This is a genomic window from Agrobacterium sp. 22-210-1 (assembly GCF_053522525.1).
The window spans coordinates 252,570-279,280 of the sequence record NZ_JBNWCI010000001.1 but is presented as its reverse complement, the minus strand read 5'-3'; the positions used below and the strand labels follow the sequence as shown (position 1 = coordinate 279,280).

The following is a 26,711-nucleotide window of genomic DNA, read 5'->3' as shown; positions in this document are numbered from 1 at the left end:
GAAGAAATGCGCGGCGACCCTTCACGTCAAAATCAACGCCTCTTCTTCGCCTTGCTCTCGAACGGATTATCCGACCCACGATAATGCACCCGGATCGGCACGCCAGGCATGTCGAAATCCTTGCGCAAACCGTTCACCAGATAACGCGTATAGCTCTCGGGAATGGCTTCCGGGCGGGTGCAGGAAATCATGAAGGCGGGCGGGCGAGCCTTGACCTGCGTCATATATTTCAGCTTCAGACGACGGCCGGAAACGGCCGGCGGCGGATGCTGCGTGGTCTGCCCATCCAGCCAGCGGTTGAGCCTGGCGGTGGAGATACGGCGGTTCCAGACCTTGTCCGTATCGATGATGCTCTGCATCAGCCGGTCGAGGCCATAACCCGTCTGACCGGAGATCGGCACGGCGCGGATGCCACGCGCCTGCGGCAGCAGCCGCTCGGTCTTTTCACGCAGATCGGCCAGATAGGCCTGCGGGTCTTCCACCAGATCCCACTTGTTAAAGGCGAGCACGGCGGCGCGGCCTTCGCGGATAACGAGGTCGACCAGCTGCAGATCCTGTTTTTCGAACGGGATGGTGCTGTCGAACACAATCACCACCGTCTCGGCAAAACGGATGGAGCGCAGCGAATCCGCCACCGAGAGCTTTTCCAGCTTCTCCGTCACCTTGGCCTTGCGGCGCATGCCGGCCGTATCGAACATCTTGATGGTGCGGCCGCGCCAGTCCCATTCGACCGAAATACTGTCGCGGGTAATGCCGGCTTCCGGGCCGGTCAGCAGCCGGTCTTCACCGAGGAAACGGTTGATGAGTGTCGATTTGCCCGCATTCGGTCGGCCGATAATGGCGACGCGCAGCGGCTTGGTCTCGTCATAGACGGGCTCTTCGTCTTCCTCTTCCTCGCTGCCCGGCTCCGTGCGTGGCAGAACGATATCCGTCTCCGCCTCGTCCACTTCAGGCGGGAAGGCGGCGTCTTCGCCGATCGCCGCAACGATGGCGTCGCGCAGGTCGATCATGCCCTGACCGTGTTCGGCCGAGATCGGGCAAGGCTCGCCAAGACCGAGCGTGAAGGCATCGTAGAAACCGGCGTCAGAACCGCGCGCCTCGGACTTGTTGGCCACCAGCACGACAGGCTTGCCGCGACGGCGCAGCATTTCGCCGAGCGTCTCGTCGGCGGGCGTCAGCCCCGCCTTGGCGTCAACCACGAACAGCGTTACATCGGCTTCATCGATTGCGGCTTCCGTCTGCGCCCACATGCGGCCCTGAAGCGTTTCCGGCCCGGATTGCTCCAGACCGGCGGTATCGATGATGGTGAAACGCAGATCGACAAGCTTCGCGTCGCCGGGGCGGCGGTCACGGGTCACGCCTGGCGTGTCGTCCACCAAGGCCAGCTTCTTTCCGACCAGACGGTTGAAAAGCGTGGACTTGCCGACATTGGGGCGCCCGACTATGGCGACGGTGAAGCTCATTGTTGTCTGTTCCTTAGAGCAAGTCTGCCCAAAACGTTACCTGTTTTGGGCAAAAGACATGCGTAAAATAATCAGTTGGATCGCTTTGGCAATGCGAAGAAATGCCGGGGCGATAGCTCGGAGAGCGGCTTTAAGCAGCTTTGCCCGAAGCGGTGATATTGTCGAGCATGATCTGCGCACGGCTCGTCACGTTGCGCGGTGCCTGCGTGTCGTTGACGATCTGCTCGAACCATTGTTTGGCCTTGACGAAATCACCAGCCTTGTAGGCAGCAAGGCCGAGTGCCTCGCGGGCCGACGCCCGCATCGTCTGGCCTTCGGCGCTTAACGGCTCGGCCAGCGCAACCACCTGATCATAGGTGCCGTTATCGACCAAAAGCCAGGCCGCCCGCACCTTGGCCGTGTCGCGGAAGACCTGCGGCGCAGATGTATCGTTGCCGATGGCGGTGAAGGCAGCGATGGCGCCGGCCGCATCACCCTTCTGCGACAGCAGCGTGGCCGAACGGAACTTCGCCAGCACAGGATAATTGCCGTGACCGGAGGTTTCGAGATCGGCAAAGGCCTTCAGCGCCTCATCCGTCTTGTTTTCAGAAGCGAGCGTCAGCGCCGCAAGGAACTGGTCACCGGAATTGGAAGCGCGGCTGGTGTTCCAGTATTCGTAAATGCCGGCGCCGGCAGCGCCGAGAACCACGAGAACGGCGGCGCCCGCAACCACGATACCGTAACGGCCCCAGAAGCGCGACAGCTGCTCGGAGCGGATCTGCTCGTTCACTTCGCGGATAAAGGTATCATTTTCGTTTGCCATCAAATTCTCCGTTACCCGCGCGGAGATCGTCGCCGATCCATCCGTCCGCGGACATACCAAGCCGCTTACCCGGGCAAGCACAAGCGTGGCCGACCGGGTCATGGTCGGCCTTCTAGCCTATTTTGCCTGATATGTAAGGGGGAAACGTTGATTTCCTACATCGCGATCGGCTGAACGCCGATCAACCATTCGTGCAGTTTCAGGATGAAAGCCCCCCAGAGAACGATGCCGCCGACAATGGCCACCACATCATAGCGGCCCGAGACGAAGGGACGGAGTACTTTTTCGCCCGCCCTTTCGCGCCGCTTCAGCGAAATGCGCATCACCACACCCCAGGCAAGGAACGACGCAAAAAGCAGGATCGAAGAGGTTTCGCCATTCGCCAGAAGATGGGCGAGCGCCCAGATCTTGACGGAGAGAATGAGCGGATGCTTCGTCTTCACCGCGATGTGGCCAGCCGGTATGAGGCTGGCGATAAGACAGATCATCGCCGGCAGCATCAACGTCACGGCAAGATGGCTCGTCCAGACCGGCGGATACCACAACATGCCCGTCTCCTGCCGGGCTTCCCCAAAGGCATAGATGACGAGGCCGAGCGTGATGAGGCTGGCGACGGAATAAAGCCCCTTGAAAGGACCTTCACCCAGCTTCGCGATCATCCGCGCGCGAAACTGCGGCGCAAACACCTTCAAAAGATGCGTCAGGAAAAACAAGGCAAGACAGAGTACGAGAAAAAGCATGGAACACGGTCCCCCGGTGGATCGGAACGCGGCCCTATCACCGCGAGGCAGAACAGGAATTAGGCTGAAAGACGTAAAAAAGCCAGACTATTCAAAGCTTCGCCTTATTCCACCCGCAAAAGGCCACGGTGTATCATATGACGGATGACTGATGTTTCGCCCATTTACCGCTTTTTCCCTGTCGCTTCTCACCGCCCTGCCCGCTTTCGCCGAAAATACGGAAAAGCCGAAGCAGCTCGTCATCGTCTCCTTTGACGGTGCGGGCGACAATACGCTGTGGGAAAGAAGCCGGGCGACGGCGAAGGAAGTCGGCGCGCATTTCACCTATTTTCTCGCCTGCACGCTGGTCATGGACCGCAAGACCAGCGCCAAGACCTATCAGGGTCCGGGCCAGAAGGCCGGTCGCTCCAATGTCGGTTTCGGCCAGTCGCCGGAAGAGGTGGAGACGAGGCTCAGAAACATCTGGGCCGCCTATCGTGAAGGCAACGAGATCGGCAACCACACCTGCGGCCATTTCGATGGGGGCCAATGGACCGCCGAACAATGGGACGGCGAATTCACCACCTTCACTAGCACGCTGGAAAATGCCTGGCAGATGATCGGCAAGAAGGGCGAAGAGCCCGAAGGCTGGCGCGACATGGTGAAGAACATCAACGGTTTCCGTGCGCCCTATCTGTCGCAGGGACCGGCTTTGACCACCGCCCAGAAAAAACACGGCTTCGTTTACGATGCCACCAGCATCACCAAGGGGCCGGAATGGCCGGCGGAGCGCGACGGCATAGAGCATTTCGGCCTGCCGCTCATTCCCGAAGGGCCGGGCAACCGTCCCATCATCGCCATGGACTACAATCTCTTCATCCGCCACTCCATCGGCGTCGAGACGCCGGATCGCGCCAGGGAATTTGAAGACCGCGCCTATGCGGCCTTCCGCAATGCCTTCGACAGACAGTACAATGGCGAGCGCATTCCGCTACAGATGGGCTTTCATTTCGTGAAGATGAATGGCGGCGCCTATTGGAACGCCTATGAACGCCTGCTGCGCGAAGTCTGCCGGAAAGACGATGTCGCCTGCGTGAGTTATGCTGAGGCCATGCCGATGATCGAGGCCCGCAAGAAGCAGAAGACCGAGGGCTGAAACCTCTTGGCACCCGACAAAAAAGGCGGCCATCCGGCCGCCTTTTTTGTTTGCCTCAGGGCCGATTGGCCTCCATCGGACCACCCTCTGCCTCGCGCTGCAGATAGCGCTGGTCGATATCGGGCAGCGGCTGATCGTCGATCGCGGACTCGAAGGCCACCAGACGCTTGCGGATCGACAGAAGCTCGATGATCGTCGACCAGGAGCTCACCAGATACTGGAAACTATCGCTTACCTGCCCAAAGGCGGTGGCGATCTGCTGCCAGATACCCATCGTGATCTTGGCTGCCACGATGGTCGGGATCAACATGAAGGTTAGAATGAGAGCATCAAGCTGGCCGAATGTGTAGCGGGCAACGTTGAAATAGAGATAGTGCCAATACATGCGGAAATAATTCTTGCGCACATTGGCAAAAAGCTCCCGCATGGTCGGCGGCTGAGCACGGTCCTCATGGTCTTCGCCATAGACCAGTTCCTTGCGGAATGCCGCCTCGACACGCTGGTTGCGGAACTGCAGTCCCGGCAGCTTGATACCGACAACGGCAAGCAGCACCGTGCCGAAAACTGACCACAACAAAGCCAGCCAAAATAGCGAATGCGGAATGGCGCCAAGGAAGGGCAGCTCCGTCACATGCGCCGACATCTGGAACAGCAGCGGCAGGAACACCACCAGCGTCATGACCGAGTTGATGAGCACGACACCAAGCCCCTCGACAATGGACGCAAATCGCATCGTATCTTCCTGCACACGCTGCGAGGCACCTTCGATGTGACGCAGCTTGTCCCACTTTGACAGGTAGAAATCATTCATGGCCGTGCGCCACCGGAATACATAGTGGCTGGTGAAAAAAGCGGTGATGACGTTCATCGCGACGCCAACCATGCCGATTTCAAGAAAACGCAACTGAAGTGAATAGAATTGGTCTGCCGTAATACCGGGCTGCTTTTCTAGCGCGCGCTGGAAAAGGTCGAAGAACGGACCACGCCAATTATTGATCGCAACCGAAACCTGCACCGCAAAATAGGCGATGAAAATGATGAAGGCCGAACCCCAGATCGACCAATTCGTCCAAGGGTGGTCTCTGGCGATCAATTGCCAGGCGACGCCGAAAATCCCGACGAAAATCGTGAAATAAAGATAGAACCAGACATTATCTCGCGAAAAGAAAAAGGCGATACCGAGAGGCGCGCTTTCTCCGGGAGCCAGAGGTGGCATACCGAGGGCGGCGCCCATTTGCGGACCGACGCTGTACCAGACAAGAATACAGACAACAGTCCACAGCGCAGCGGAGGTGAAGAACAATTTCGGCTTGGGAAAGAAAGAATGAAACACGTTTTCGAACTCACGCGCGTTTGAAATCAGCCATTATTGGCGAAGCACTAGATGGCCCGAACCTAGGGCAGAAATTTGTGCACAGCAACGGCGAAGCGCGGACCTTAACAAGATGTAAGACGAAGTTGGCGAAACGAGCCAAGATGGAACACCGCAGAAAGGCTGGGAAAGACGGCCCGCGCCTAACGCTTCCGCTCTGTGGCGAGCACCGGCAGCATCAGCACAATACTGACGACAAGCACGGCGGAGGCGAGAATGCTGGGTGCGGTAAAACTGCCCGTCACCTCGGCGATCCAGCCGGCGGCCAGTGGCCCGACGATCTGGCCCGTTCCGAAGGCCGCCGTCATCAGCGCGAAGGCGCGGCGCGGGCTTGGCCCGGCAAATTCCCGGCCGAGCTGCAGGCCATAGGCGGTGATGACCATGAAGGTCAGCCCCAAGAGCAGGCCACCCGCCAGAACGCCCGGCACGGGTGGCAGCATCACGGAAGCAAAAACACCGATGGCTTCGACGGCAAGAACGATCACGAAAGCGCGCTTCAGCCCCTGTGACTTCAGCACCGGTTTCCAGAGAAACAGGGAAACGGCGGCGGCGCAGCCGGTGATGAACCAGGCCAGAAATTCCACGAAGGCACCGGCAGCAGCCATGCGGGCAATCGCCACAATGAAGGTGGCGGTGATGACATAACCAAAACCGAAAAGCCCATAGGCGAGCGTTGTCAGAAACAGCGGCCGCGTCCAGTTGAGCGGCGGCTCCGCCGCCGAGGATGCATGTCGCGGCGGGCCTGCGGGCAGCACCCGCCAGACGAGAAGGAATGTGGCGAAGGAAAAGGCAGCACCTGCGATCCACTCCTCACGCCATGAGGAACCCCCGCCATCAAAAACGACGCCGATCAGATAGACCGCAAGCGAGGAGATGGCGATGCCCGCGCCGACACCGCCATAATGCAACGCCTGGATATTATCCCTGCCCGCTTTGACGGCATGGCCGATGACGATCTGCGAGGTGAAGATCATGGTCAGTGCGCTGGCAACACCGGCAAGAAACCGGATGACGGTGAAGGCCGCGACGGAATTGAAAGCCGCCATGGCCAGCAGCAGCGCAGCGGTGGAAAACAGACCGCCAAGTGCTACCAGCCGCTCCCGTCCAGAGCCCCAGGAATAGGCCGAAAGCACCGCACCCGCCAGATAACCGGCAAAATTGCCCGCCGCCACAATGCCCGCATCCCCCGCCGAGAGCGGCACATCCGCCATCATGCCGGGCAGGATGGGGGTGAAGGAAAAGCGGCCGAAACCCATGGCGGATGCCATCATCAGCGCCCCGGAAAATCCGAGTGCGGTCAGATGTCTGGCGGAAAGTGGCTTGTCGGTGATCATGCATGGCTTATCGCAACCGGGCGGATGAGGGACAAGCGAGTTATTTTGATCGGCCTCATAAGCCGACTTTATCTGTCACGCGGCGATGCGTTCGAAGGGTGCCGCGTATTCTTCTCCCCGAGGGGGAGAAGGTGGCCCGAAGGGTCGGATGAGGGGGTACGTTGCCGGAATTCGGGGAACTTGCCCCCTCATCCCGCTACCGCGACCTTCTCCCCCTCGGGGAGAAGAAACGAGCGGCACGCGCTCGCTCCGACCTTAAAATCGAGGATGACGGAGGCAGGTGTAGCTGTCACTCCGCAAGCGTCAGAACCAACGGCCCGTTCTTCGTCGCAACCACGGTGTGCTCATACTGCACCGTCGGCGCGCTCGGGTCGCTATAGAGCGTCCAGGGATCGTCATCGCCGTCTTCAGCCCAATAAGCGCCTGTCGAGAGAAATGGCTCGACAGTGAACACCATGCCTTCCTGCATGATGCGCCGTTCGTCCTTGTCGGGCCAGGTCGCCAGTTCCTTCGGCTCTTCATGCAGCGAGCGCCCGATACCGTGGCTCGCCAGATTGGTGATCAGCGTATAGCGGTTCTTTTTCGCAAAAGCGCCGATGGCATTGCCGATATCGGCAAAGGGCCGGCCGGTTTTCACCTGCTGCAGGCCTGTCCACATGGCGCGTTTGCCATCGCGGCACAGCCGTTCGATCTCCTTCTTCACCGGCGGCACGGCGAAGGACGAACCGGTATCGCCAAAGAAGCCGTTCTTCACCGCCGAGACATCGATATTGACGAGATCACCCGCCTTGATGATGCGTGGCCCCGGAATGCCGTGGGCCACTTCCTCGTTGACGCTGATGCAGGTCGCGCCGGGAAACTTGTAGCAGAATTCCGGCGCCGATTGCGCACCGTTATCCTCCAGAACCTTGCGGCCGATAGCATCCAGCTCGGCCGTGGTGATACCGGGTTCCAGCGCGTCCGCCATGGTCTGCATGGCAACGGCGCACAAACGGCCGATATCCTTCAGCAGAACCAGTTCTTCTTCGGTGGAAATGACCATGTCTCTGTCCGTCGTTCTATATGGCGGGTCTCAAAACGCCCGCCTTGGTAATCATCAGGCCGTGGCTTTCACCGGATCGGCACTCCCCGTCAATTCTTTTCTGACGATCGGCGCGACTTTCGTACCATAAAGCTCGATGCCGCGCATAATCTGGTCGTGCGGCATCAGGCCGATGGCCATCTGCAACAGGAAGCGATCATTCTTGAACACGCCATGTGCCTTGATGATCTTTTCCGCCACCAGTTCGGGCTCGCCGAGGAAGAGATTGCCCTCCGGCCCGCGCGCCGCATCGAAATGCGCGCGGTTCGTCGGCCCCCAGCCGCGCTCGCGGCCGATGCGGTTCATCACCTCCGCCTGCGGGCCGTAAAACTGGTCCGCCGCCTTGTCTGTTGTGTCGGCAATGAAGCCGTGCACATTGATGCTGGTGCGCAGCGCGGTCTTTTCTTGACCGGCCCGGCGCGCCGCCTCATGGTAAAGATCGAACAGCGGTGCGAAGCGGCGGTATTCGCCGCCGATGATGGCAAGCGCCACCGGCAGGCCCATGGCCCCGGCACGCGCGACCGATTGCGGCGTGCCGCCCACCGCGATCCACACCGGCAGACGCTCCTGCAGCGGGCGCGGATAGACCCCACGCCCATTGATGGCCGGATGTTTGGTGCCGGACCAGGTGACGATTTCCTGTTCGCGCAACGCCAGCAGCAGATCGAGCTTTTCGGCGAAGAGCACGTCGTAATCTTCAAGATCGTAACCGAACAGCGGGTAGGATTCGATGAAAGAGCCGCGCCCGGCCATGATTTCGGCGCGACCGTTCGACAGAAGGTCGACGGTCGAAAATTGCTGGAACACCCGCACCGGATCATCCGAACTCAACACCGAGACGGCGCTGGTGAGACGGATGTTCCTGGTTTTCACCGCCGCCGCCGCAAGCACGGTGGAGGGTGAGGAAGCGACATAATCCGGGCGGTGGTGCTCGCCCAGACCGAAAACATCGAGCCCGACCTGATCGGCAAGCTCGATTTCCTCGAGAAGATCCTTCAGACGGCGCGCGCCTTCCGGCCCGCGGCCATCGGCGGGATTGGGATTGACATCCGCGAATGTGTAAAGACCGAGTTCCATAAACGATACCTCTGTTTGCTTGCCACAGAGATAGGCACGGACAGCCCCCCAGACAAACGCAAAATCTGGAAGCTTAGCTTCGAAAAAATGGATAGGCGCAGCCGGATTCACCACCGCGCCAGCCTTCCCTGAAATGCCCCCCGAAATCGCGCCCCAAATGACGATTGCCAGCCCGCCCCCTTTGGGCATAACCTGCTTAAACATGTGCGAAGTAATGCAAAAAGGGGAAAGCATGCATCGGACAGTTATCGTGACAGGCTCCACAAGCGGTATCGGCCTTGGCATCGCCCAGCGGTTTGCAAGGGAAGGCGCCAATCTCGTACTGAACGGTTTCGGCGAAGAGGACGAGATCGAAAAACTTCGACTTTTGCTGGAAGCCGAAAGCGGCGGGCGCGTGCTTTATCACCCGGCGGATATGACGAAACCGGACGAGATCGCCGACCTCATCAATTCCTCCCATGAAAAGCTCGGCTCGGTGGATGTGCTCATCAACAATGCCGGTATCCAGCACATCGCGCCCATCGAGGACTTCCCGACGGAAAAATGGGACTGGATCATCGCCATCAATCTGACCAGTTCCTTCCATACCATGCGCGCCGCGATACCGCTGATGAAGAAGGCCGGCAAAGGCCGCATCATCAACATTTCCTCGGCCCATGGTCTCGTCGCCTCGCCGTTCAAATCGGCCTATGTGGCGGCCAAGCACGGCATCATGGGCCTGACGAAGACGGCGGCGCTGGAACTTGCGCAGACCGGCGTCACCGTCAACGCCATTTGTCCCGGTTACGTGCTGACACCGCTGGTCGAAAAGCAGATACCGGAAATGGCCAAGGTGCGCGGCATCAGCGAAGAGGCGGTGAAGAACGACGTGATGCTGGAATTGCAGGCGACCAAGCAATTCGTCACCGTCGATGACGTGGCGGCGGCGGCCCTGTTTCTGGCAAGCGACGCCGCAAGCAATATCACCGGCACGCATATTTCCGTGGATGGCGGCTGGACGGCGCAATAATTGCCGGATTTTCTTTCCGTTCTGGAAACAATGAATTGCCAAAACGGAAATCGATATGCGCGCACGGGCGTGCATAGATGTATCGGGAAAATGACAAGAAACCGGCTCGGCAGCCGGACAAAAAGCAGGGCATTGCATGAAAGACGCGATCAGCTTCATCCTCAACAGCGAAACCATCTCGCTGAAGGATTTCGGACCGACGGACACGCTTCTCGATTACCTCCGCATCAGCAAGCGGTTGACCGGGACAAAGGAAGGCTGTGCGGAAGGCGACTGCGGCGCCTGCACGGTGCTGGTCGGGCGGCTGCTCGATGGTTCGCTGCGTTATGAAAGCGTCAATGCCTGTATCCGCTTTTTGGGCTCGCTGCACGGCACTCATATCGTCACGGTGGAGCATCTGGCCGCGCGCGACGGCACGCTTCACCCCGTGCAGCAGGCCATGGTGGATTTCCACGGTTCGCAATGCGGCTTCTGTACGCCGGGCTTCATCATGTCGCTTTATGGCCTCTGGCTATCAAGCGAAAAACCCGGCCGCGCCGATATCGAAAAGGCGCTGCAAGGCAATCTCTGTCGATGCACGGGCTACGAGCCGATCGTGAAGGCCGCCGAAAAAATCGCCGCGGCCCGCCCGAGTGCGCTCTTCGACCCGCTGCAACGTGACCGCACCGACATCATGGCAAGGCTCTGGGCGATCCGCGAAAACGAGACGATCACGGTCACCAGCGGTGAGGATCGCACCATCATTCCGGCGACGCTTTCCGATTTGACCGAGATTTACGCCGCTGAACCAAAGGCCACCATCGTCGCGGGCTCCACCGATGTCGGCCTGTGGGTGACGAAGCAGATGCGGGCGCTGAACCCCGTCATCTTCATCAACAATCTCGGCGATTTGCAGGCGATTACGGTGGATGAGGAGGGCGTGACACTGGGTGCCGGCGTCACCTACAGCCAGGCCTTCAAGACCATTGCGACGCATTTCCCGCCGCTTGCACAGTTGTTTAACCGCCTTGGCGGCGAACAGGTCCGCAATATGGGCACCATCGGCGGCAACATCGCCAACGGCTCGCCCATCGGCGACACGCCGCCGGCGCTGATTGCGCTTGGCGCGACGCTGACCCTGCGCTCGTCTTCCGGCGGCCGCAGCCTGCCGCTGGAAAGCTATTTCATCGACTACGGCAAACAGGACCGGCTGAGCGGCGAATTCGTCGAAAAGCTCTTCATCCCGTTCCAGAAGCCGGAAAGCCATTACGCCGTCTACAAGATTTCCAAGCGGCGCGACGAGGATATTTCCGCGCTCTGCGCCGCTTTCAATCTGACGCTTGATGCCGATGGCGCGGTGGAAGACATCCGCATCGCCTTCGGCGGCATGGCCGGCACGCCGAAACGGGCCGCGCATCTGGAGGCAGCCCTTCTCGGCAAGGCGTGGTCGCAGGATACCATCGATGCGGCGCGCGATGCGCTGGATGAGGATTTCACACCGCTGACCGACTGGCGCGCCACCGCCGAATATCGGCAGCTGACGGCCAAAAACCTGCTGACGCGGTTTTTCCTCGAGACTTCGGGCGAAAAGCAGGAACTTGTACGTTTTGCACTGGAGGAGGCTTGAACCATGGACACCACAAGCTTCGACAAGACCAAGACCGAAATCGACGGCCCCATCCACACGTCGCTCCGGCACGACTCCGCCCATAAGCATGTGACCGGCAGCGCCGAATATATTGATGATATCCCTGAGCCCGCCGGCCTCATCCACGGCGCGCTCGGCCTTTCCGACCGGGCGCACGCCGAAATCGTCTCGATGGACCTTTCCGAAGTCGAGGCCACACCGGGCGTCCTGTGGGTCATGACAGGCAAGGACGTGCCCGGCGAAAACGATATCTCGTCAGGCGGTCGCCACGATGAACCTTTGCTGGCCGAGACAAAGGTCGAATTCCACGGGCAGCCGATCTTCGCGGTCTTTGCCGAAACCCGCGATATCGCCAGAAAGGCGGCCCGCAAGGCAAAGATCACCTATAAGGACCTGCCGCATTTCACCGATATCGACACGGCGATTGAAAATGGCGGCGCGCTTGTCATCGATCCGATGACGCTGAAACGCGGCGATGCCAAGATCGAAATGGATGTCGCGCCGCGCCGCCTCACCGGCACGATGCGTATCGGCGGGCAGGAACATTTTTATCTCGAAAGCCACATCGCCATGGCCGTGCCGGGCGAGGATGACGAGGTGACGTTGTGGAGTTCCACCCAGCATCCAAGCGAAATCCAGCACATCGTCAGCCACATCCTGCAGGTGCCGTCCAATGCGGTTACCGTGCAGGTGCGCCGCATGGGCGGCGGCTTCGGTGGCAAGGAAACGCAGGGCAACCAGTTCGCAGCCCTCTGCGCCATCGCCGCCAAGAAGCTGAACCGAGCGGTGAAAATTCGCCCGGACCGCGACGAGGATATGAGCGCCACCGGCAAACGCCATGATTTCCGCGTCGATTACGAACTGGGTTTCGATGAGGAAGGCCGCATCCATGCTGTCGACGCCACCTATGCCGCCCGCTGCGGCTTTTCCTCCGACCTGTCCGGCCCGGTCACGGATCGTGCGCTGTTCCACGCCGATTCCAGCTATTTCTACCCGCATGTGCACCTCACCTCGCGGCCTCTGAAAACCCACACCGTCTCCAACACCGCCTTTCGCGGCTTCGGCGGCCCGCAGGGCATGCTGGGCGCGGAACGTTTCATCGAAGAAATCGCCTATGCCGTCGGCAAAGACCCGCTCGATATCCGCAAGCTGAATTTCTACGGCGAGACCGGCTCGGGCCGCACCACGACGCCCTATCACCAGGAAGTCGAAGACAACATCATCGCCTGCATCGTCGAGGAGCTGGAAACCTCCAGCGACTATCGCGCGCGGCGAGAGGCGACTATCGAGTTCAACAAAACGAGCCCGATCATCCGCAAGGGCATCGCGCTCACGCCTGTCAAATTCGGCATTTCCTTCACCATGACAGCCTTCAATCAGGCCGGCGCGCTGGTGCATATTTATAATGACGGCTCCATCCACCTGAACCATGGCGGCACCGAAATGGGCCAGGGCCTTTATACCAAGGTGGCGCAGGTGGTGGCCGATGCCTTCCAGGTGGATATCGGCCGGGTGAAGATCACAGCCACGACGACGGGCAAGGTGCCGAACACGTCAGCTACTGCAGCCTCCTCCGGCACCGACCTGAACGGCATGGCCGCCTATGACGCGGCCCGTCAAATCCGGGAAAGGCTCGTCAAATTCGCCGCCGAGAACTGGAACGTGCCGGAAGAAGAGGTCGTCTTCCTGCCGAACCGGGTGCGCATCGGCCTTGAGGAAATCGCCTTCAACGACTTCATCAAAAAGGCCTATTTCGCCCGCGTGCAGCTTTCCGCCGCCGGTTTTTACAAGACGCCGAAAATCCACTGGGACCGCGCCGCCGGCCGCGGCACGCCGTTTTATTATTTCGCCTATGGCGCGGCCTGCTCGGAAGTGTCGATCGATACGCTGACCGGCGAATACCTGATGGAACGCACCGATATCCTCCACGATGTCGGCAAGTCGCTGAACCCGGCCATCGATATCGGCCAGATCGAGGGCGCCTTCGTGCAGGGCATGGGCTGGCTGACCACGGAGGAATTGTGGTGGGACGGCAAGGGGCGGCTGCGCACCCATGCGCCCTCCACCTACAAGATCCCGCTCGCCTCCGACCGGCCGAAGAGTTTCAACGTCAGGCTGGCGGAATGGGCGGAAAATGCCGAACCCACCATCGGCCGCTCCAAGGCCGTGGGCGAACCGCCCTTCATGCTGGCGATCTCGGTTCTCGAAGCGCTCTCCATGGCCGTCGCCTCCGTCGCCGATTACAAGGTCTGCCCGCGCCTCGATGCGCCGGCAACGCCCGAGCGGGTGCTGATGGCGGTGGAACGGCTGAAGAAGGTGTGAGGGAGGACGTACCCATGCGGCCGAGCCCCCTCATCCGTCCCTTCGGGCCACCTTCTCCCCGGCGGGGAGAAGAAATATGCCGCGCCGGCTCGCCTTTCCTGAAAGCATGTAAGGTGGGAAAAGCCAGCGCTCCGGGTTTCTTCTCCCCGCCGGGGAGAAGGTGGCGCGCAGCGCCGGATAAGGGGGCCAGCCCCAATGCCTGACACTTCCTTATCCACTTTCCTCGCCCGCTCTCCCGCAACGATCCTCGTGGAAATCGAGGCCGTGAAAGGCTCATCCCCGCGCGAAGCCGGCACCTTCATGCTGGTCTCAGAGGCTGACTTGTGGGAAACCATCGGCGGCGGGCAGTTCGAATATATGGCCATAGACCACGCCCGCGCCATGCTGCGGAGCGGCGTTGCCGAAGACCGGATGGATATCCCGCTCGGCCCGGAAATCGGCCAATGCTGCGGCGGCCGCACCCTCATCCGGTTCCGGCTGATAACGGCGGAAATCGCGGCAGCGCTTGAAGCACGGGTTAAGGGCGAGGCCGAGCAGCAGCCCGCAGTCTTCATTTTCGGGGCGGGCCATGTCGGCAAGGCGCTGGCCGAGGCCCTGTCGCTTCTGCCTTTGACGCTAACCGTGGTGGAAACCCGTGAAAACGAGCTGCGCGATCTTTCTCCCGGCGTCGCATCCGTGCTGACCCCGATGCCGGAGGCTCTCGTCGCGGAAATTCCCGCAAACGGTGCGGCCATCATCGTCACCCACGATCACGCACTGGATTTCCTGATTGCGAAGGAAGCGCTTGCCCGCGACGATCTCGCTTATGTCGGCATGATCGGTTCCAAGACCAAACGCGCCACCTTCGCCCATTGGCTGGAACGGGAAGGAGAGCCCCCTTCCCGGCTTCAAAAACTCATCCTGCCCATCGGCGGCACAAGCGTGAGGGACAAGCGCCCCGCCGTCATAGCGGCCCTTGTGGCAGCCGAGTTGCTGCAAGCATTTTCCGCTGCCGAAATCCGTCGCAACGAAAATCGACACGCCCATCCTCAAGACCAAGATCACGCTTGAGCCCATCGGGCAGGCTTTCATCAGCCAGATTGTCCGGCTGAAAGCTCTCAAAGGCAAACTGTTCCGCTGTCCGCAGGCCCGCACGCAGGCGGGACCACGCGCGCAAAAGTGCTGTGCGCATGTTCGTCTCCATTCAAAAATGTCAGAAGCTCAGTTGATGAATTGAGCTAAAAATGCTCTGGTTTCAGGAGAAAAACCAATGAAACCTTTGGCCTTTGGCATAAAGAGAACTTATCCATGAAGATGTCTCGCCAGTTCCCCCTGAATGCCCTGCGCGTCTTCGATGCCGCCGCAAGGCATCTGAGCTTCACCAAGGCCGGCGAAGAGCTGGGCATGACGCAGACGGCAGTAAGCTATCAGGTGAAGCTGCTGGAGGAGAACATCGGCGAGCCGCTTTTCCTGCGCACGGCACGGCAGGTATCGCTGACGGAGGTGGGAGAGAAACTGGCGCCCAAGGTTGCCGACGCCTTCAATACGCTGCGGGAGGCCGTCGACAGTGTGCGCGAGACACCCGACGCCACCCTGACCATACATTCCACGGCCACCTTCGCATCACGCTGGCTGTCGCGACATCTGGGCGCCTTCCAGCTTGAACATCCCTCCATCGCCGTCAGGCTGGAAACATCGGGCGCCCTGATTGATTTCAACCAGTCGGACTGCGATGTCGCCATTCGCTGGAGCCGGGACGACGGCAAGGGATTGACCTATCATCGGCTGCTTCGCGGCGTTTATACGCCGATGCTGCATCCCGATCTTGCGCAAAGCATCGATGGTTTGAAGACGCCTGAAGACCTTCTGCGCCTGCGTATCATCGATCCCGGTGACGTGTGGTGGAGCCAATGGTTCCGGGAAGTCGGTATTGAAAATCCTGATCTGGAGCGTTATCCGCGCAGCCGCCTCAACGTGCAGGCTTTCGAAGCCGCAGCGGCGATCGCCGGTCAGGGTGTGGCCATGCTCACCCCTGAACTCTACGCCGATGAGATCGCGCTTGGCCGTCTTTACCAGCCCTTCGAGCATCTCAGCAGCGAAGGAAAGAACTACTGGCTCGTCTACCCCGAAAACCGCAGGAACATCCGCAAGATCAAACTGTTTCGCGACTGGATATTGAAGCGGATCGAAGAAAGCCGGCCGCCGCAGCCCCATCAATACCCCATGTCAGGCGCGTAAAAACAGCGCGGCGTATCCTCGTCCGGAAACAGGCAAAGATGATATTCGCCGTCCTCCGACCGTCTTGCCTCGCTCTGCGACCAATTGAACGTGTGGCGTCGCGTCACCATGCGATGATCGCCGGGGGCGAGCGAAACCTCATATCCGTCGGGCGTGACACGAACGCTGCGCGTGGGGATCATCTGGCAGTCGCCGGTTTCGGCATCGCCATTGCAGCAATAGCTTTCATATTTGAACCCCTTGTGGGATTCATGGGCAAGTGCTGTGGCGGTGAACGCCAGAGATAAGAAAAGGACCGTCAGAACAAGGCGCATCGGCATGGTCTCCGTTGAAAACAACGGCGGCTGCCGGAAGGTCATTGCGTCCCTTCATTCAAATTCCACACATCAACACGCACCCGGACACAACGGCACCGGGAACCGCGACACCTGCCCCTGATCTCCCCCGCCACAGGGTCCGCAGCACCCGCTTTCGGAATAACCGCCAGCGAAACATGTCATGGAAGCTTTAAAAGCTCCGCAGCCCTATATTTTAGCACATCACCAGACTGCTCACGAAATAATAGCTGAGTCGCGTTAGCCAGCTAAGCACAAACTATGCGGCAGCAAACCGTCACCGCAACTTTGCCGGGCCTGTTGTCGCAAATATTCCACCCGATTGATGTTGTGCACACAAGCGAACCGGATTGTGAACAATCGCCTCCCATCCTCTGCTTTTCCCTTCCCTAACGGCCAAATTTCTCGCAAGGTGCGCTGCACAAGGATCAGGGGAACCGCATGTACGAATATGCCATTGCGTGGGAATGGATGGCCTTTGCCGTCCGCTGGCTCCACGTCATCACCGCCATCGCCTGGATCGGCTCGTCCTTCTATTTCATCGCGCTCGATCTCGGGCTGGTCAAACGGCCGCACCTGCCGCCGGGGGCCTATGGCGAGGAATGGCAGGTGCATGGCGGCGGCTTTTATCACATCCAGAAATATCTGGTTGCGCCTGCCCAGATGCCCGAGCACCTGACATGGTTCAAATGGGAAAGCTATGTCACCTGGCTTTCCGGCTTCGCCATGCTCTGCATCGTTTATTACGGCGGCGCGGATCTCTTCCTCATCGATCATTCGGTGCTGGCGCTCACCCAGTTCCAGGCCATCTGTCTGTCGCTCGCTTCACTGGCCATCGGCTGGCTGTTTTATGATTTCCTCTGCAAATCGCCGCTCGGCAACAATACCTGGGGCCTGATGATCGTGCTTTACGTCGCGCTGGTGGCAATGGCATGGGGTTATACGCAGGTCTTCACCGGCCGCGCCGCCTTCCTGCATCTCGGTGCGTTTACCGCCACCATCATGTCGGCGAATGTGTTTTTCATCATCATCCCGAACCAGAAGATCGTCGTCGCAGACCTGATCGCCGGGCGCACGCCGGACCCGAAATATGGCCGCATCGCCAAGCAGCGCTCGTTGCACAACAACTACCTGACGCTGCCGGTCATCTTCTTCATGCTGTCGAACCATTATCCGCTGGCCTTTGCTACCGAGTTCAACTGGATCATCGCCGCACTGGTCTTCCTGATGGGCGTCACCATCCGCCACTGGTTCAACACCACCCATGCCCGCAAGGGCAAGCCGACATGGACCTGGCTCGCGACCGCGCTGATCTTCATCGTCATCATGTGGCTTTCCACCGTGCCGAAGGTGCTGACCGGCGAAGAGGAACAAAAGGCCGCCACCCTCTCCCCCATGCAGCAGCAATTCGTCAGCGACGCCCATTTCGCCAAGGCCCGCGATGTGGTTCAGGGCCGCTGTTCCATGTGCCATGCGGCCGAGCCGGTGTGGGAAGGCGTGCCCTTCACACCGAAATCGGTGAAGCTGGAAACCGACGAGCAGATCGCCGCCCATGCCCGCGAAATCTATTTGCAAGCCGGCCGCAGCCATGCCATGCCTCCCGGCAACATCACCGCCATCACCCCGGATGAGCGCAAGGTGCTGACCGCATGGTATGAAAGCGCGGTTTCCGGGGCCGGAAAAGCCGAAGGAAAGACTGAATGAGCATGGTTCTGCTGCGTGGCCGCCTGCTGAGCTTCCGCCGCGCGCCGCTCGCAATCGACGATACGCAAAGCTATCTTTACATTGAGGATGGTGGCCTGCTGATCGAAGACGGCCGGATTGCCGCCATCGGCGAATACGCCGATATCCGCAAGCAAGCCTCCGAAGATATCGAGGAAAAGGACCACCGGCCGCATCTCATCGTGCCGGGCCTCATCGACATGCACCTGCATTTCCCGCAGATGCAGGTCATTGGCTCCTATGCCGCCAATCTCCTGGAATGGCTGAACACCTATACTTTCCCGGAAGAATGCCGCTTCGTCGAAAGCGCCCATGCCCAGCGCATCGCCACGCATTTTTACGATGAGCTGCTGCGCCACGGCACCACCACGGCCGCTGCCTATTGCTCGGTGCACAAGACCTCCGCCGACGCCTTCTTCACTGAGGCCATGAAGCGCAACATGCTGATGGTGGGCGGCAAGGTGATGATGGACCGCAACGCCCCGCAGGGCCTGCTCGACACGCCGGAAACCTCCTATGACGAGACGCGTCAGGTCATCGCCGACTGGCACGGCAAGGGCCGCAACCACGTCGCCATCACCCCCCGCTTCGCCATCACCTCCACGCCGAAGCAGATGGAAGCCGCACAGGCGCTGGCGCAGGAATTCCCCGATCTCTTCATCCAGACGCATCTCTCGGAAAATCTCGACGAGATCAAATATACCTGCGAACTCTACCCTGATGCGACCGACTATACCGATATCTATGTGCGTTACGGCCTGATGGGCAAAAAGACCCTGCTCGGCCACGCCATCCATCTCTCCGAGCGCGAGGCGGACGTGCTGTCGGACACCGGCGCGGTGGCGGTGCATTGCCCCACGTCCAACCTCTTCATCGGCTCCGGCCTCTTCCCGATGAAAAAGCTGCAGCGTCGGGAAAAGCCCGTGCGCATCGCGGTTGCGACCGATATCGGCGGCGGATCGAGCTATTCCATGCTGCGCACCATGGACGAGGCCTACAAGATCCAGCAATTGCTGGGAGAGCGCCTGAACCCGCTGGAAAGCTGGTATCTGATGACCCGCGGCAATGCCGAAGCGCTTTCCATGGTCGATCGCATCGGCACGCTGGAGGCCGGCACGGACGCGGACATCACCGTGCTGAACGCCTCTTCCACCCCCGCCATGGCGCTGAAGATGGAAGTGGTGAACAGCCTGACGGAAGAACTCTTCCTGATGCTGACCATGGGCGACGACCGCACGGTGGTGGAGACCTATGTGGCCGGCAGGGCGATGAAGAGCGTGCTGGCATAGTTCGGCTGAGGCCGAAACATAAAGCTGCGGCCTCCTTTATATCGGTCACATATTGGAGTGAGCGGGTGCTGCTCGTTTCTTCTCCCCGCCGGGGAGAAGGTCGCGGCAGCGGGATGAGGGGGCAAGCTTGCGGTCTATCGCTGGCGTTGCCCCCTCATCCGACCCTTCGGGCCACCTTCTCCCCGGCGGGGAGAAGAAGCCGTATCGCACCCGCTCGATTCTTAATGATCGTCCGACGCCATACCGGCCAAAACGAGAACGACCTCTGGAGTGCGCAGTGCCGGATTTGGACACAACCACAATGCTCATGGTTTTCGCGACCTTCACCGTCGCGGGCATCGTCAAGGGCGTGACCGGCATGGGACTGCCCACCGTCGCCATGGGCGTGCTCGGCCTGTTCATGCCGCCTGTCGTCGCCGCAGGCCTGCTCATCCTGCCATCCTTCATCACCAACATCTGGCAATTGCTGGCCGGGCCTGATTTCCGGGCCATCGTGAAGCGGCTGTGGCCGATGATGATCGCCATTGCCCTCGGCACCCTCATCGGCATCCGGCTGATGACATCAGGCACCGGCGTCTGGACCACCTCGGCGCTCGGCCTGTGCCTTGCGGCCTACGCGGCCTATAGCCTGTTTGCCAGACCCGTCTCAATTCCCGCCGGGCTGGAACCGAAGCTCTCCCCAGTCGTGGGGCTGGCAACCGGCCTCTTGACCGGCGGCACCGGAATTTTCGTCGTGCCCGCCGTGCCCTATATCCAGTCGCTCGGTTTCAACCGCGATGATCTCGTACAGGCGCTCGGCCTTTCCTTCACCGTCTCCACCGTCGCGCTCGCCGCAGGCCTTGCTTCCCAGAATGCTTTTCATGTCGAGCATCTGTCGCTTTCCGCGCTGGCCGTTCTGCCAGCGCTTCTCGGCATGTGGCTTGGCCAAAAAATCCGCCATATCGTCAGCCCGGCGACGTTTCGGAGCTGGTTTCTCATCTGTCTGCTTCTGCTAGGCTTCGAATTGTTTCTGCGTGCATTCTGGAATTAACCCGCGCTGTCGCCAAGCACGGCAAGCACATTATTTCAACGGTTTGATAGCCGTGTAGCTTACGGTTTCTTCGTTACTGGTACCTTCGTCGTAGATCTTTGCAACCGTTGCAAGCAGATCCGGCGCATAAACCGCCGTCCAGCGTTCAACTTCCTCACCGTTTCTTCTGACGTCGTAAAGGACGTTGAAAACGTCATAACTGCAATAACCGATAGAAAAAGCCCGTCGTTTTGCAACGGCAAGGTCCAGAGTCCACTTCTCCTTAAAAGCATCGGCGTCCAGCGGAATGAATTCGAAAGTGCGGCGGGCACCGACTCTCAACGGCCAGAAATCGTTCAAATTCGACGTGAAATACTGATTGTAATTCCCGTCATTTCCCGAACGGAAAATTTCTATAAGCCCTTGATACAGGAAAGCCTTCTGTTTTCCACCGTCAGCAAAGCCATGTTGAACGGAAACCACCGGTCCCGATGTTTTGAATTCGCTTTGCACGCCACTATGACTAAGGACAAATCCGCTCTTATGACTCTTGACCGAAGGGCACTCCGCTGCAAAAGCAATATTTGGAACTATAAGAACGGCAGCAAAAATTCTAAGTAAGTATATAAACATGATTAAAAATTCCAATTCGGAGATATACTTATAGAATTGCCCGATACCAAGAAAATATCAACTATAATTTTGAGGTGAAAGCGATTCAAAAAAACCTTCAAACTGCGACTGTCCAACTCGCGCACCGACATCGAATATGATATGTGAAGCCATCATTTAAATGTGAAGGCTTTATCCATGGGCAAAATCCTGACCATAGCTGACCTGAAAAATCAGGCCCAGCGCCGTGTGCCAAAAATGTTTTTCGACTATGCCGATAGCGGCGCGTGGACGGAAAGCACCTACCGCGCCAATGAGGATGATTTTGCCAAGATAAAGCTGCGCCAGCGCGTGCTGGTTGATATGACCGACCGGTCGCTGACCACCGAAATGGTCGGCGAGAAGGTTTCGATGCCGGTGGCGCTCTCCCCCACCGGACTGACGGGCATGCAGCACGCCGATGGCGAAATGCTGGCCGCCAAGGCAGCGGAAGAATTCGGCGTGCCCTTCACGCTTTCCACCATGAGCATCTGCTCCATCGAGGATGTCGCCTCCGTCACCTCGAAACCCTTCTGGTTCCAGCTCTACGTGATGAAGGACCGGGATTTCGTCAACAATCTCATCGACCGCGCCAAGGCCGCGGGCTGCTCGGCGCTGGTGCTGACGCTCGACCTGCAAATTCTCGGCCAGCGCCACAAGGATTTGCGCAACGGCCTCTCCGCACCGCCGAAATTCACCCCGAAACATATCTGGCAGATGGCGACCCGGCCGAAATGGTGCATGGATATGGCTCGCACCAAACGCCGCAGCTTCGGCAATATCGTCGGCCACGCGAAAAATGTCTCCGACCTCTCTTCCCTCTCCTCCTGGACGGCGGAGCAGTTCGATCCGCGCCTGTCCTGGAAAGATGTCGAATGGATCAAGGAACGCTGGGGCGGCAAGCTGATCCTCAAGGGCATTCTTGACGAGGAAGATGCGCGCGCCTCGCTCGATACAGGCGCCGATGCCATCATCGTCTCCAACCATGGCGGCCGCCAGCTCGATGGCGCCCATTCCTCCATCGCCATGCTGCCGAAGATCGTCAATGCCGTCGGGGATAAGGTGGAGGTGCACATGGATGGCGGCATCCGCTCCGGTCAGGATGTGCTGAAAGCCGTCGCACTCGGCGCCAAAGGCACCTATATTGGCCGCCCCTTCCTTTATGGCCTCGGTGCCGATGGCAAGCAGGGCGTGACAACTGCGCTCGAGATCATCCGCAAGGAAATGGATGTCAGCATGGCGCTTTGCGGCAAGCGGCTGATGACGGATGTGGACCGCAGCATTCTGGCGTGATGTTGGAAAAGGCAGAAGACGTTCCGGAGATGCGTCGGAGGCCGCTCCATTCTCTGCCGTCATGCCGGACTTGATCCGGCATCCAGCCACGACGCGTCTGCGCCGTGAAAGAGTCTCGCGCGATCAAGGACTTGATCGCGCTGGACCCCGGATCAGGTCCGGGGTGACGGCGTGAGGATGTTGATCCCGCATACGCCCCGCCCTATCAATGCCCCACCGTCTTCGAAAACACGTTGACGATCACCACCCCGGTCACGATGAACCCAAGACCAACCACCGCAGCAATATCCAGCGTCTGGCGAAACACGAAATATCCGATGCCAGAAATCAGCACGATGCCGAGCCCGCTCCAGATCGCATAGGCCACACCGACCGGCATGGCGCGCAACGTGAACGACAGCAGATAAAAGGCCGCACCGTAAAACAGTGCCATCAGCACCGTCGGTAGCAGCCTCGTGAACTGTTGCGACTGCTGCAGGAAAGACGTCGCGATAACCTCGCAGACAATGGCCGCGACAAGCGCCCCATAGGTAAAAAGTGCCGCGTTCATCGTTCCAATTCCTTTTTCGTCTGGGCGATCATCCGGGCCTTGAGAGCCGCCCTGTCGCCACCTGCCCTGCTATCATCAGCCAAAAGATCGGCAAACCAGATGCCATCAGCCGCGAGCCGCACCATCTCCAGTACCACCCCGTCATCCGTATCTTTATGACGGGCAAGACGCCCCTCGACCCAACTGGTCCACATGCGCCGAAGCGACGGTTCACCGACCATGGAAACCGAGATCGCCGCCCATTGCCTGCCCGAATCTCGGTCACGATCATCGAAAACCGCGTTCGCATAGGCCCGCGTGAAGCATCCGTAAGCTTCACAATCCTGTGAGATCAGTGCGTCGATTTCCGCGTCCAGCGCCGAAAGAAGGTCCGCCATCACCGCCTCAAGCAGGGCCTGCTTGGAGGCGAAATGATGGAACAACCCACCTTTCGTCACCCCCGCCGCATCGGCCACGGCCTGTATCGAAAGTGCCGCAACGCCCTGATCGGCAGCAAGTTTCGCCGCGCAGTCGAGCAGGCTGCGACGCACGATCTCGGGCTGTTTCTTTCGTTCGTGAGCATTTGTCATGTCGCAAAACATACCGGATGGTAGGTTTCTTTTCAAGAAAATTGTGAGGGCAGCGGATGGGTTGAAATTCATACTTAATTAAGCATGAAAGCGATCTCTAAAGTTTTAGCAGTTTTGTTGCCGGAAAGTGTCAGTAAAACTTGAAATCAACAGCGGCGGTCAAACAAAAGGGGCGGATTATGTCGGGAACGGTCAAACGGGGAATGGCGGGAACATGGGTCTTCGCGCTCGCCTTCTTTTGCGCGATCCTCTCATTGCAGGCATCGCCCGCGCAGGCCGGCTACGCCCATTTCATCATGGATGCCAATACCGGCAAGGTTCTGGCGTCCCGCAATGCCGATGTGCTGAACCACCCCGCTTCGCTTACCAAGATGATGACGCTCTACATGACCTTCGAGGCGCTGCATGCCGGCCGGATTCGCTGGGACCAGAAGATAAAGATGTCCAAGAATGGTGCAGCCGTCATCCCCTCGAAGCTTTATGTGCGCCAGGGCCAGACCTTCACCGTGCGCGAAGCCGTTTATGGCATGATCGTCAAATCCGCCAATGACATGGCGGAAGGCATGGGCGATCACCTCGGTGGCTCCGAGGCAAGGTTTGCCGAGATGATGACCCGCAAGGCCCGCCAGCTCGGCATGTCGAAAACGGTGTTCCGCAATGCTTCCGGCCTGCCCAGCAAATCGCAGGTGACGACGGCGCGTGACATGGCGAAGCTCGGCCTTGCGCTGCAGCGCGACTTCCCCAAGGAATATGACCTCTTTGCCATGGAATCCTTCAGCTTCCGGGGAAAACGCATCCGCGGCCACAACAATCTGATGTATCGCTATCGGGGCATGGATGGCATCAAGACCGGTTACACCAATGCCTCCGGCTTCAACCTCGTCAGCGCCATCAACCACAATGGCCGCCGCGTCGTCGGCGTCGTGCTGGGTGGCAAGACCGCACGCAGCCGCGATGCCCAGATGGCCGCCCTTCTCGACAAGGCCGTGCCGCAGGCATCGAGAAGCCGCAACACAGAACAGCTCGTCGCCAGCGCCAATGTCAGCCGCACCTTCGATGTGCCGCCCGCAACCGCGCGCCCCGCTGCTGTGCCGCCTGCCTCCGTGCCATTACCGATGTTCGCCGAACGCCGCGCCGATCCGGTCGCCATGCAGATCGCCACGGCCAACAACCAGATGGCCGATATGATGCAGGTTTCGGCCATTCCGCGGACGGCTCCCGCGGCAGCCTCCGCCGGCCAGTCCACGGGCCAGAGAAGCCGCTGGGAAGTGCAGATCGCCGCAGCCGACAGCGAAGCCGCCGCCCGCTCGCTGCTCGCCAATGCCCGCTCCAACATCGGAAGCTATGCCGGGATCGCCCCCTATACCGAAGCGGTGCAAAGCGGCTCGGCAACCCTCTACCGCGCCCGCTTCACCGGCTTCGAAGACCAGTCTTCGGCGGTTTCCGCCTGCAAGGAATTGAAGGCGCAGTCTTACGCCTGCGTGGTGATGAACAGCGAGGGGTAAGTTTTACCGCTTGAGCCAGCCGCTCGCCAGCGCATCGGCCAGATAGGGAATGCCGTTGACCCGTGCCATCTCGGCCATGGCCAGATTGTCATAGCGGATATTCCGGAAATAGACCTGCCAGCCGCGCCCGGTTTCTTCCAGCACGGCATAGCTGGCAAGCGGATGACCGGCCTCGACGTGGTGGTCGAAAGGCGTATCGTCCTTCCAGCCGGGGCAGCCGACGCTGCCGGGATTGACGATCAGCCGGCCATCGGAAAGCTGCACCGCGCGGGGAATATGGGTATGGCCACACAGCATCAGCGGCTGAGTGATCCCTTCCGCCCTTGCCTCGATTTCAGCCAGCGGCCGCAATTTCAGCACACCTTCCGGCGAAAGCGTTTCCAGCCAATAGTCGAGATCGTCAAGCGGCGAGCCGTGGCAGCAATAGGCGACGTCCTTGAATACCATGCTGAAGGGCAAAGTCTGAAGCCAGTCCAGATGCGCAGCGGTCATCTGCGCATGGGCCGGCCTTTCCCAGCTCCCCATATCCTCCGGTGCCCGCTCGATAAGTTCCCGGTCGTGATTGCCGCGAATGCTGGGTATCCAGTTGCCCACCAGCACATCACCGGTAAAACCCGCCTCAAGCGGCCCGCTGAAACAATCACCGAGATTGACGATCTCCTTGATCCCAAGCCTGGCGATATCCTCCAGCACGGCTTCAAGCGCAGCGCAGTTTCCGTGAATATCGGCGATGGCGGCAAAGATCATGGCAATCAGCTTCCTCGATAGGTGGAATAGCTATAGGGCGAAAGCAGAAGCGGCACATGGTAATGGCCGCTCTCATCGGCAATGCCGAAACGGATCGGGATAATGTCGAGAAAGGCCGGTTCCGGCAGCGCCAAGCCCTTGCCGCGCAGATATTCGCCGGCATGGAAAACCAGCTCATATTCGCCCGCCTTGAAACTCTCTCCAACTAGCAGCGGCCCGCCATCCACCCGGCCGTCACTATTGGTCTTCACCGTCTTCAGCTTCTCGCGGCGATCGCCGGAGAGCCGGTAAAGCTCGATTGTCAGCCCTTGCGCCGGCGTACCATGGGCGGCATCGAGAACATGGGTGGTCAGACCGGTCATAGCTTAGGCTCCGCGATCATGAAGGGCTCATCGAAAAAATACTCTTCCAGATTGTTACCCGGCCCTTCGCGGTCAGCAACCAGAAAATCCGAAACCGCTTGCAACGGCATCAGCGGATAATGCCAGACATTGCGGCGGTAATTCACGCCCTGATCGCCACGCGCCAGAAACACCTGCGGCCGCGCCGGCCGGCCTCCGTCATCTTCCGCAACGACGACGAGGAAAGGCCTGCCGGAAAGCGGCGAAAAACTCTGGCTGCCGAGCGGATGCCGCTCCATCATCTCGATTTCATGCGGAAAGACGCGCGGCTGCCCACGGAAAATATTGAGGATGACACGCCCACCCTCGCCCGCCGCCTCAGGTGCGGCAAGCGCATGGTGCCTCTCGGTCTGGCCGCCATTGATGTGGCGCATGGAAGAAGGCGTAGCTTCGATCACATCACCGAAGGATGCGAATGCTTGCTTGGTAAGGGGTTTTATGTCGAGAAAATCAGTCAAATG

The 26,711-nt window shown here is 59.6% G+C and carries 25 protein-coding genes; 11 read left to right on the top strand and 14 right to left on the bottom strand.

Going from position 1 to position 26,711, the window contains the following annotated elements; all coding sequences use genetic code 11:
* Positions 1-32: 32 nt before the first annotated feature.
* From der to ACQZ5F_RS01395, 3 genes are all read right to left on the bottom strand, one after another.
* A complete protein-coding gene (der, locus tag ACQZ5F_RS01405; protein WP_225339223.1) occupies positions 33-1,463 on the bottom strand; it encodes a ribosome biogenesis GTPase Der in 1,431 nt (476 codons plus the stop codon).
* 130 nt (positions 1,464-1,593) lie between these two features.
* Positions 1,594-2,265, bottom strand: a complete 672-nt coding sequence (locus ACQZ5F_RS01400; protein ID WP_052818143.1) for a tetratricopeptide repeat protein — start codon at positions 2,263-2,265, stop codon at positions 1,594-1,596.
* 155 nt (positions 2,266-2,420) lie between these two features.
* On the bottom strand, positions 2,421-3,005 hold the full coding sequence (locus tag ACQZ5F_RS01395; protein WP_046797890.1) for an NnrU family protein: 585 nt from the start codon (positions 3,003-3,005) through the stop codon (positions 2,421-2,423).
* Between the two features lie 151 nt (positions 3,006-3,156).
* On the opposite strand from ACQZ5F_RS01395, the gene ACQZ5F_RS01390 reads away from it, so the two are divergent.
* Entirely contained in the window at positions 3,157-4,140 is a 984-nt protein-coding gene (locus tag ACQZ5F_RS01390; RefSeq protein ID WP_225339224.1) for a polysaccharide deacetylase family protein, read from the top strand.
* 55 nt (positions 4,141-4,195) lie between these two features.
* Here the strand turns inward: ACQZ5F_RS01390 and sbmA are convergent, their stop codons facing one another.
* The 4 genes from sbmA to ACQZ5F_RS01370 form a co-directional block, all read right to left on the bottom strand.
* The gene (gene sbmA / locus ACQZ5F_RS01385; protein WP_225246159.1) at positions 4,196-5,473 is read right to left on the bottom strand and encodes a peptide antibiotic transporter SbmA; all 1,278 of its coding nucleotides are present in this window, start codon (positions 5,471-5,473) and stop codon (positions 4,196-4,198) included.
* A 182-nt stretch (positions 5,474-5,655) separates the two neighbouring features.
* On the bottom strand, positions 5,656-6,846 hold the full coding sequence (locus ACQZ5F_RS01380) for an MFS transporter (RefSeq protein ID WP_225339225.1): 1,191 nt from the start codon (positions 6,844-6,846) through the stop codon (positions 5,656-5,658).
* Positions 6,847-7,135: 289 nt separating this feature from the next.
* Positions 7,136-7,888: a type I methionyl aminopeptidase gene (map, locus tag ACQZ5F_RS01375; RefSeq protein ID WP_003510360.1), complete on the bottom strand. Its 753-nt coding sequence runs from the start codon at positions 7,886-7,888 to the stop codon at positions 7,136-7,138.
* Between the two features lie 54 nt (positions 7,889-7,942).
* A complete protein-coding gene (locus ACQZ5F_RS01370) occupies positions 7,943-9,004 on the bottom strand; it encodes an LLM class flavin-dependent oxidoreductase (RefSeq protein ID WP_137085028.1) in 1,062 nt (353 codons plus the stop codon).
* Between the two features lie 232 nt (positions 9,005-9,236).
* On the opposite strand from ACQZ5F_RS01370, the gene ACQZ5F_RS01365 reads away from it, so the two are divergent.
* The 5 genes from ACQZ5F_RS01365 (at position 9,237) to ACQZ5F_RS01345 (ending at position 16,179) form a co-directional block, all read left to right on the top strand.
* Positions 9,237-10,013 carry a 3-hydroxybutyrate dehydrogenase gene (locus ACQZ5F_RS01365; protein WP_225339226.1) on the top strand — a complete coding sequence of 259 codons (777 nt, stop codon included), beginning with the start codon at positions 9,237-9,239 and terminating at the stop codon, positions 10,011-10,013.
* 136 nt (positions 10,014-10,149) lie between these two features.
* Entirely contained in the window at positions 10,150-11,619 is a 1,470-nt protein-coding gene (gene xdhA, locus ACQZ5F_RS01360) for a xanthine dehydrogenase small subunit (RefSeq protein ID WP_225339227.1), read from the top strand.
* Between the two features lie 3 nt (positions 11,620-11,622).
* Positions 11,623-13,962 (top strand): xanthine dehydrogenase molybdopterin binding subunit, encoded by a 2,340-nt coding sequence (gene xdhB / locus ACQZ5F_RS01355; RefSeq protein WP_225339228.1) that lies wholly within the window; start codon positions 11,623-11,625, stop codon positions 13,960-13,962.
* Positions 13,963-14,157: 195 nt separating this feature from the next.
* Positions 14,158-15,012 (top strand): xanthine dehydrogenase accessory protein XdhC, encoded by an 855-nt coding sequence (gene xdhC / locus ACQZ5F_RS01350; protein WP_046797884.1) that lies wholly within the window; start codon positions 14,158-14,160, stop codon positions 15,010-15,012.
* Between the two features lie 237 nt (positions 15,013-15,249).
* The gene (locus ACQZ5F_RS01345; protein ID WP_046797883.1) at positions 15,250-16,179 is read left to right on the top strand and encodes a LysR substrate-binding domain-containing protein; all 930 of its coding nucleotides are present in this window, start codon (positions 15,250-15,252) and stop codon (positions 16,177-16,179) included.
* Here the strand turns inward: ACQZ5F_RS01345 and ACQZ5F_RS01340 are convergent.
* The gene (locus tag ACQZ5F_RS01340; protein WP_046798405.1) at positions 16,155-16,493 is read right to left on the bottom strand and encodes a hypothetical protein; all 339 of its coding nucleotides are present in this window, start codon (positions 16,491-16,493) and stop codon (positions 16,155-16,157) included. The two genes, ACQZ5F_RS01345 and ACQZ5F_RS01340, sit on opposite strands and share 25 nt — an antisense overlap.
* Before the next feature lie 462 nt (positions 16,494-16,955).
* On the opposite strand from ACQZ5F_RS01340, the gene puuD reads away from it, so the two are divergent.
* The 3 genes from puuD to ACQZ5F_RS01325 all read left to right on the top strand — a co-directional run bounded on the left by puuD (position 16,956) and on the right by ACQZ5F_RS01325 (position 20,555).
* Positions 16,956-18,218, top strand: a complete 1,263-nt coding sequence (gene puuD, locus ACQZ5F_RS01335) for a urate hydroxylase PuuD (RefSeq protein WP_137085038.1) — start codon at positions 16,956-16,958, stop codon at positions 18,216-18,218.
* Positions 18,215-19,525, top strand: coding sequence for a guanine deaminase (guaD, locus tag ACQZ5F_RS01330; RefSeq protein WP_225339229.1), 1,311 nt, complete (start codon positions 18,215-18,217; stop codon positions 19,523-19,525). The genes puuD and guaD overlap by 4 nt, the downstream gene beginning before the upstream one ends.
* A 307-nt stretch (positions 19,526-19,832) precedes the next feature.
* The gene (locus ACQZ5F_RS01325) at positions 19,833-20,555 is read left to right on the top strand and encodes a sulfite exporter TauE/SafE family protein (RefSeq protein WP_225339347.1); all 723 of its coding nucleotides are present in this window, start codon (positions 19,833-19,835) and stop codon (positions 20,553-20,555) included.
* A 30-nt stretch (positions 20,556-20,585) separates the two neighbouring features.
* On the opposite strand, the gene ACQZ5F_RS01320 is transcribed toward ACQZ5F_RS01325, so the two are convergent.
* Positions 20,586-21,167, bottom strand: a complete 582-nt coding sequence (locus tag ACQZ5F_RS01320) for a hypothetical protein (RefSeq protein WP_448731024.1) — start codon at positions 21,165-21,167, stop codon at positions 20,586-20,588.
* Between the two features lie 177 nt (positions 21,168-21,344).
* Between ACQZ5F_RS01320 and ACQZ5F_RS01315 the strand changes: the two genes are divergently transcribed.
* On the top strand, positions 21,345-22,478 hold the full coding sequence (locus ACQZ5F_RS01315) for an alpha-hydroxy acid oxidase (RefSeq protein WP_448731025.1): 1,134 nt from the start codon (positions 21,345-21,347) through the stop codon (positions 22,476-22,478).
* Between the two features lie 205 nt (positions 22,479-22,683).
* Here ACQZ5F_RS01315 and ACQZ5F_RS01310 read toward each other — a convergent pair whose 3' ends face one another.
* Together ACQZ5F_RS01310 and ACQZ5F_RS01305 are read right to left on the bottom strand one after the other, a co-directional pair.
* A complete protein-coding gene (locus ACQZ5F_RS01310; protein ID WP_137085044.1) occupies positions 22,684-23,028 on the bottom strand; it encodes a DMT family transporter in 345 nt (114 codons plus the stop codon).
* Positions 23,025-23,609 (bottom strand): TetR/AcrR family transcriptional regulator, encoded by a 585-nt coding sequence (locus ACQZ5F_RS01305; RefSeq protein ID WP_052818174.1) that lies wholly within the window; start codon positions 23,607-23,609, stop codon positions 23,025-23,027. Before ACQZ5F_RS01305 ends, ACQZ5F_RS01310 begins: the two co-directional genes overlap by 4 nt.
* 191 nt (positions 23,610-23,800) lie before the next feature.
* Between ACQZ5F_RS01305 and ACQZ5F_RS01300 the strand changes: the two genes are divergently transcribed.
* Complete coding sequence (locus ACQZ5F_RS01300; protein WP_448731046.1) at positions 23,801-25,102, top strand: serine hydrolase; 1,302 nt, start codon at positions 23,801-23,803, stop codon at positions 25,100-25,102.
* Between the two features lie 3 nt (positions 25,103-25,105).
* On the opposite strand, the gene ACQZ5F_RS01295 is transcribed toward ACQZ5F_RS01300, so the two are convergent.
* The 3 genes from ACQZ5F_RS01295 to ACQZ5F_RS01285 are packed head-to-tail and all read right to left on the bottom strand — an operon-like array spanning position 25,106 to position 26,708.
* Positions 25,106-25,849 carry a metallophosphoesterase family protein gene (locus ACQZ5F_RS01295; protein WP_052818178.1) on the bottom strand — a complete coding sequence of 248 codons (744 nt, stop codon included), beginning with the start codon at positions 25,847-25,849 and terminating at the stop codon, positions 25,106-25,108.
* 5 nt (positions 25,850-25,854) lie between these two features.
* Positions 25,855-26,211 (bottom strand): hydroxyisourate hydrolase, encoded by a 357-nt coding sequence (uraH, locus tag ACQZ5F_RS01290; RefSeq protein WP_052818179.1) that lies wholly within the window; start codon positions 26,209-26,211, stop codon positions 25,855-25,857.
* Positions 26,208-26,708: an ureidoglycolate lyase gene (locus ACQZ5F_RS01285; RefSeq protein WP_448731026.1), complete on the bottom strand. Its 501-nt coding sequence runs from the start codon at positions 26,706-26,708 to the stop codon at positions 26,208-26,210. Before ACQZ5F_RS01285 ends, uraH begins: the two co-directional genes overlap by 4 nt.
* Positions 26,709-26,711: the final 3 nt, after the last annotated feature.

Coding starts and splice junctions, on each gene's coding strand:
- ACQZ5F_RS01310 (WP_137085044.1), bottom strand. CDS start 23,028: ATGAACGCGGCACTTTTTACCTATGGGGCGCTTGTCGCGGCCATTGTC.
- ACQZ5F_RS01365 (WP_225339226.1), top strand. CDS start 9,237: ATGCATCGGACAGTTATCGTGACAGGCTCCACAAGCGGTATCGGCCTT.
- ACQZ5F_RS01315 (WP_448731025.1), top strand. CDS start 21,345: ATGGGCAAAATCCTGACCATAGCTGACCTGAAAAATCAGGCCCAGCGC.
- xdhC (WP_046797884.1), top strand. CDS start 14,158: ATGCCTGACACTTCCTTATCCACTTTCCTCGCCCGCTCTCCCGCAACG.
- ACQZ5F_RS01305 (WP_052818174.1), bottom strand. CDS start 23,609: ATGTTTTGCGACATGACAAATGCTCACGAACGAAAGAAACAGCCCGAG.
- der (WP_225339223.1), bottom strand. CDS start 1,463: ATGAGCTTCACCGTCGCCATAGTCGGGCGCCCCAATGTCGGCAAGTCC.
- ACQZ5F_RS01300 (WP_448731046.1), top strand. CDS start 23,801: ATGGCGGGAACATGGGTCTTCGCGCTCGCCTTCTTTTGCGCGATCCTC.
- xdhB (WP_225339228.1), top strand. CDS start 11,623: ATGGACACCACAAGCTTCGACAAGACCAAGACCGAAATCGACGGCCCC.
- uraH (WP_052818179.1), bottom strand. CDS start 26,211: ATGACCGGTCTGACCACCCATGTTCTCGATGCCGCCCATGGTACGCCG.
- ACQZ5F_RS01340 (WP_046798405.1), bottom strand. CDS start 16,493: ATGCGCCTTGTTCTGACGGTCCTTTTCTTATCTCTGGCGTTCACCGCC.
- ACQZ5F_RS01370 (WP_137085028.1), bottom strand. CDS start 9,004: ATGGAACTCGGTCTTTACACATTCGCGGATGTCAATCCCAATCCCGCC.
- xdhA (WP_225339227.1), top strand. CDS start 10,150: ATGAAAGACGCGATCAGCTTCATCCTCAACAGCGAAACCATCTCGCTG.
- guaD (WP_225339229.1), top strand. CDS start 18,215: ATGAGCATGGTTCTGCTGCGTGGCCGCCTGCTGAGCTTCCGCCGCGCG.
- ACQZ5F_RS01320 (WP_448731024.1), bottom strand. CDS start 21,167: ATGTTTATATACTTACTTAGAATTTTTGCTGCCGTTCTTATAGTTCCA.
- ACQZ5F_RS01390 (WP_225339224.1), top strand. CDS start 3,157: ATGTTTCGCCCATTTACCGCTTTTTCCCTGTCGCTTCTCACCGCCCTG.
- ACQZ5F_RS01380 (WP_225339225.1), bottom strand. CDS start 6,846: ATGATCACCGACAAGCCACTTTCCGCCAGACATCTGACCGCACTCGGA.
- ACQZ5F_RS01325 (WP_225339347.1), top strand. CDS start 19,833: ATGGTTTTCGCGACCTTCACCGTCGCGGGCATCGTCAAGGGCGTGACC.
- ACQZ5F_RS01295 (WP_052818178.1), bottom strand. CDS start 25,849: ATGATCTTTGCCGCCATCGCCGATATTCACGGAAACTGCGCTGCGCTT.
- ACQZ5F_RS01395 (WP_046797890.1), bottom strand. CDS start 3,005: ATGCTTTTTCTCGTACTCTGTCTTGCCTTGTTTTTCCTGACGCATCTT.
- ACQZ5F_RS01345 (WP_046797883.1), top strand. CDS start 15,250: ATGAAGATGTCTCGCCAGTTCCCCCTGAATGCCCTGCGCGTCTTCGAT.
- map (WP_003510360.1), bottom strand. CDS start 7,888: ATGGTCATTTCCACCGAAGAAGAACTGGTTCTGCTGAAGGATATCGGC.
- puuD (WP_137085038.1), top strand. CDS start 16,956: ATGTACGAATATGCCATTGCGTGGGAATGGATGGCCTTTGCCGTCCGC.
- ACQZ5F_RS01400 (WP_052818143.1), bottom strand. CDS start 2,265: ATGGCAAACGAAAATGATACCTTTATCCGCGAAGTGAACGAGCAGATC.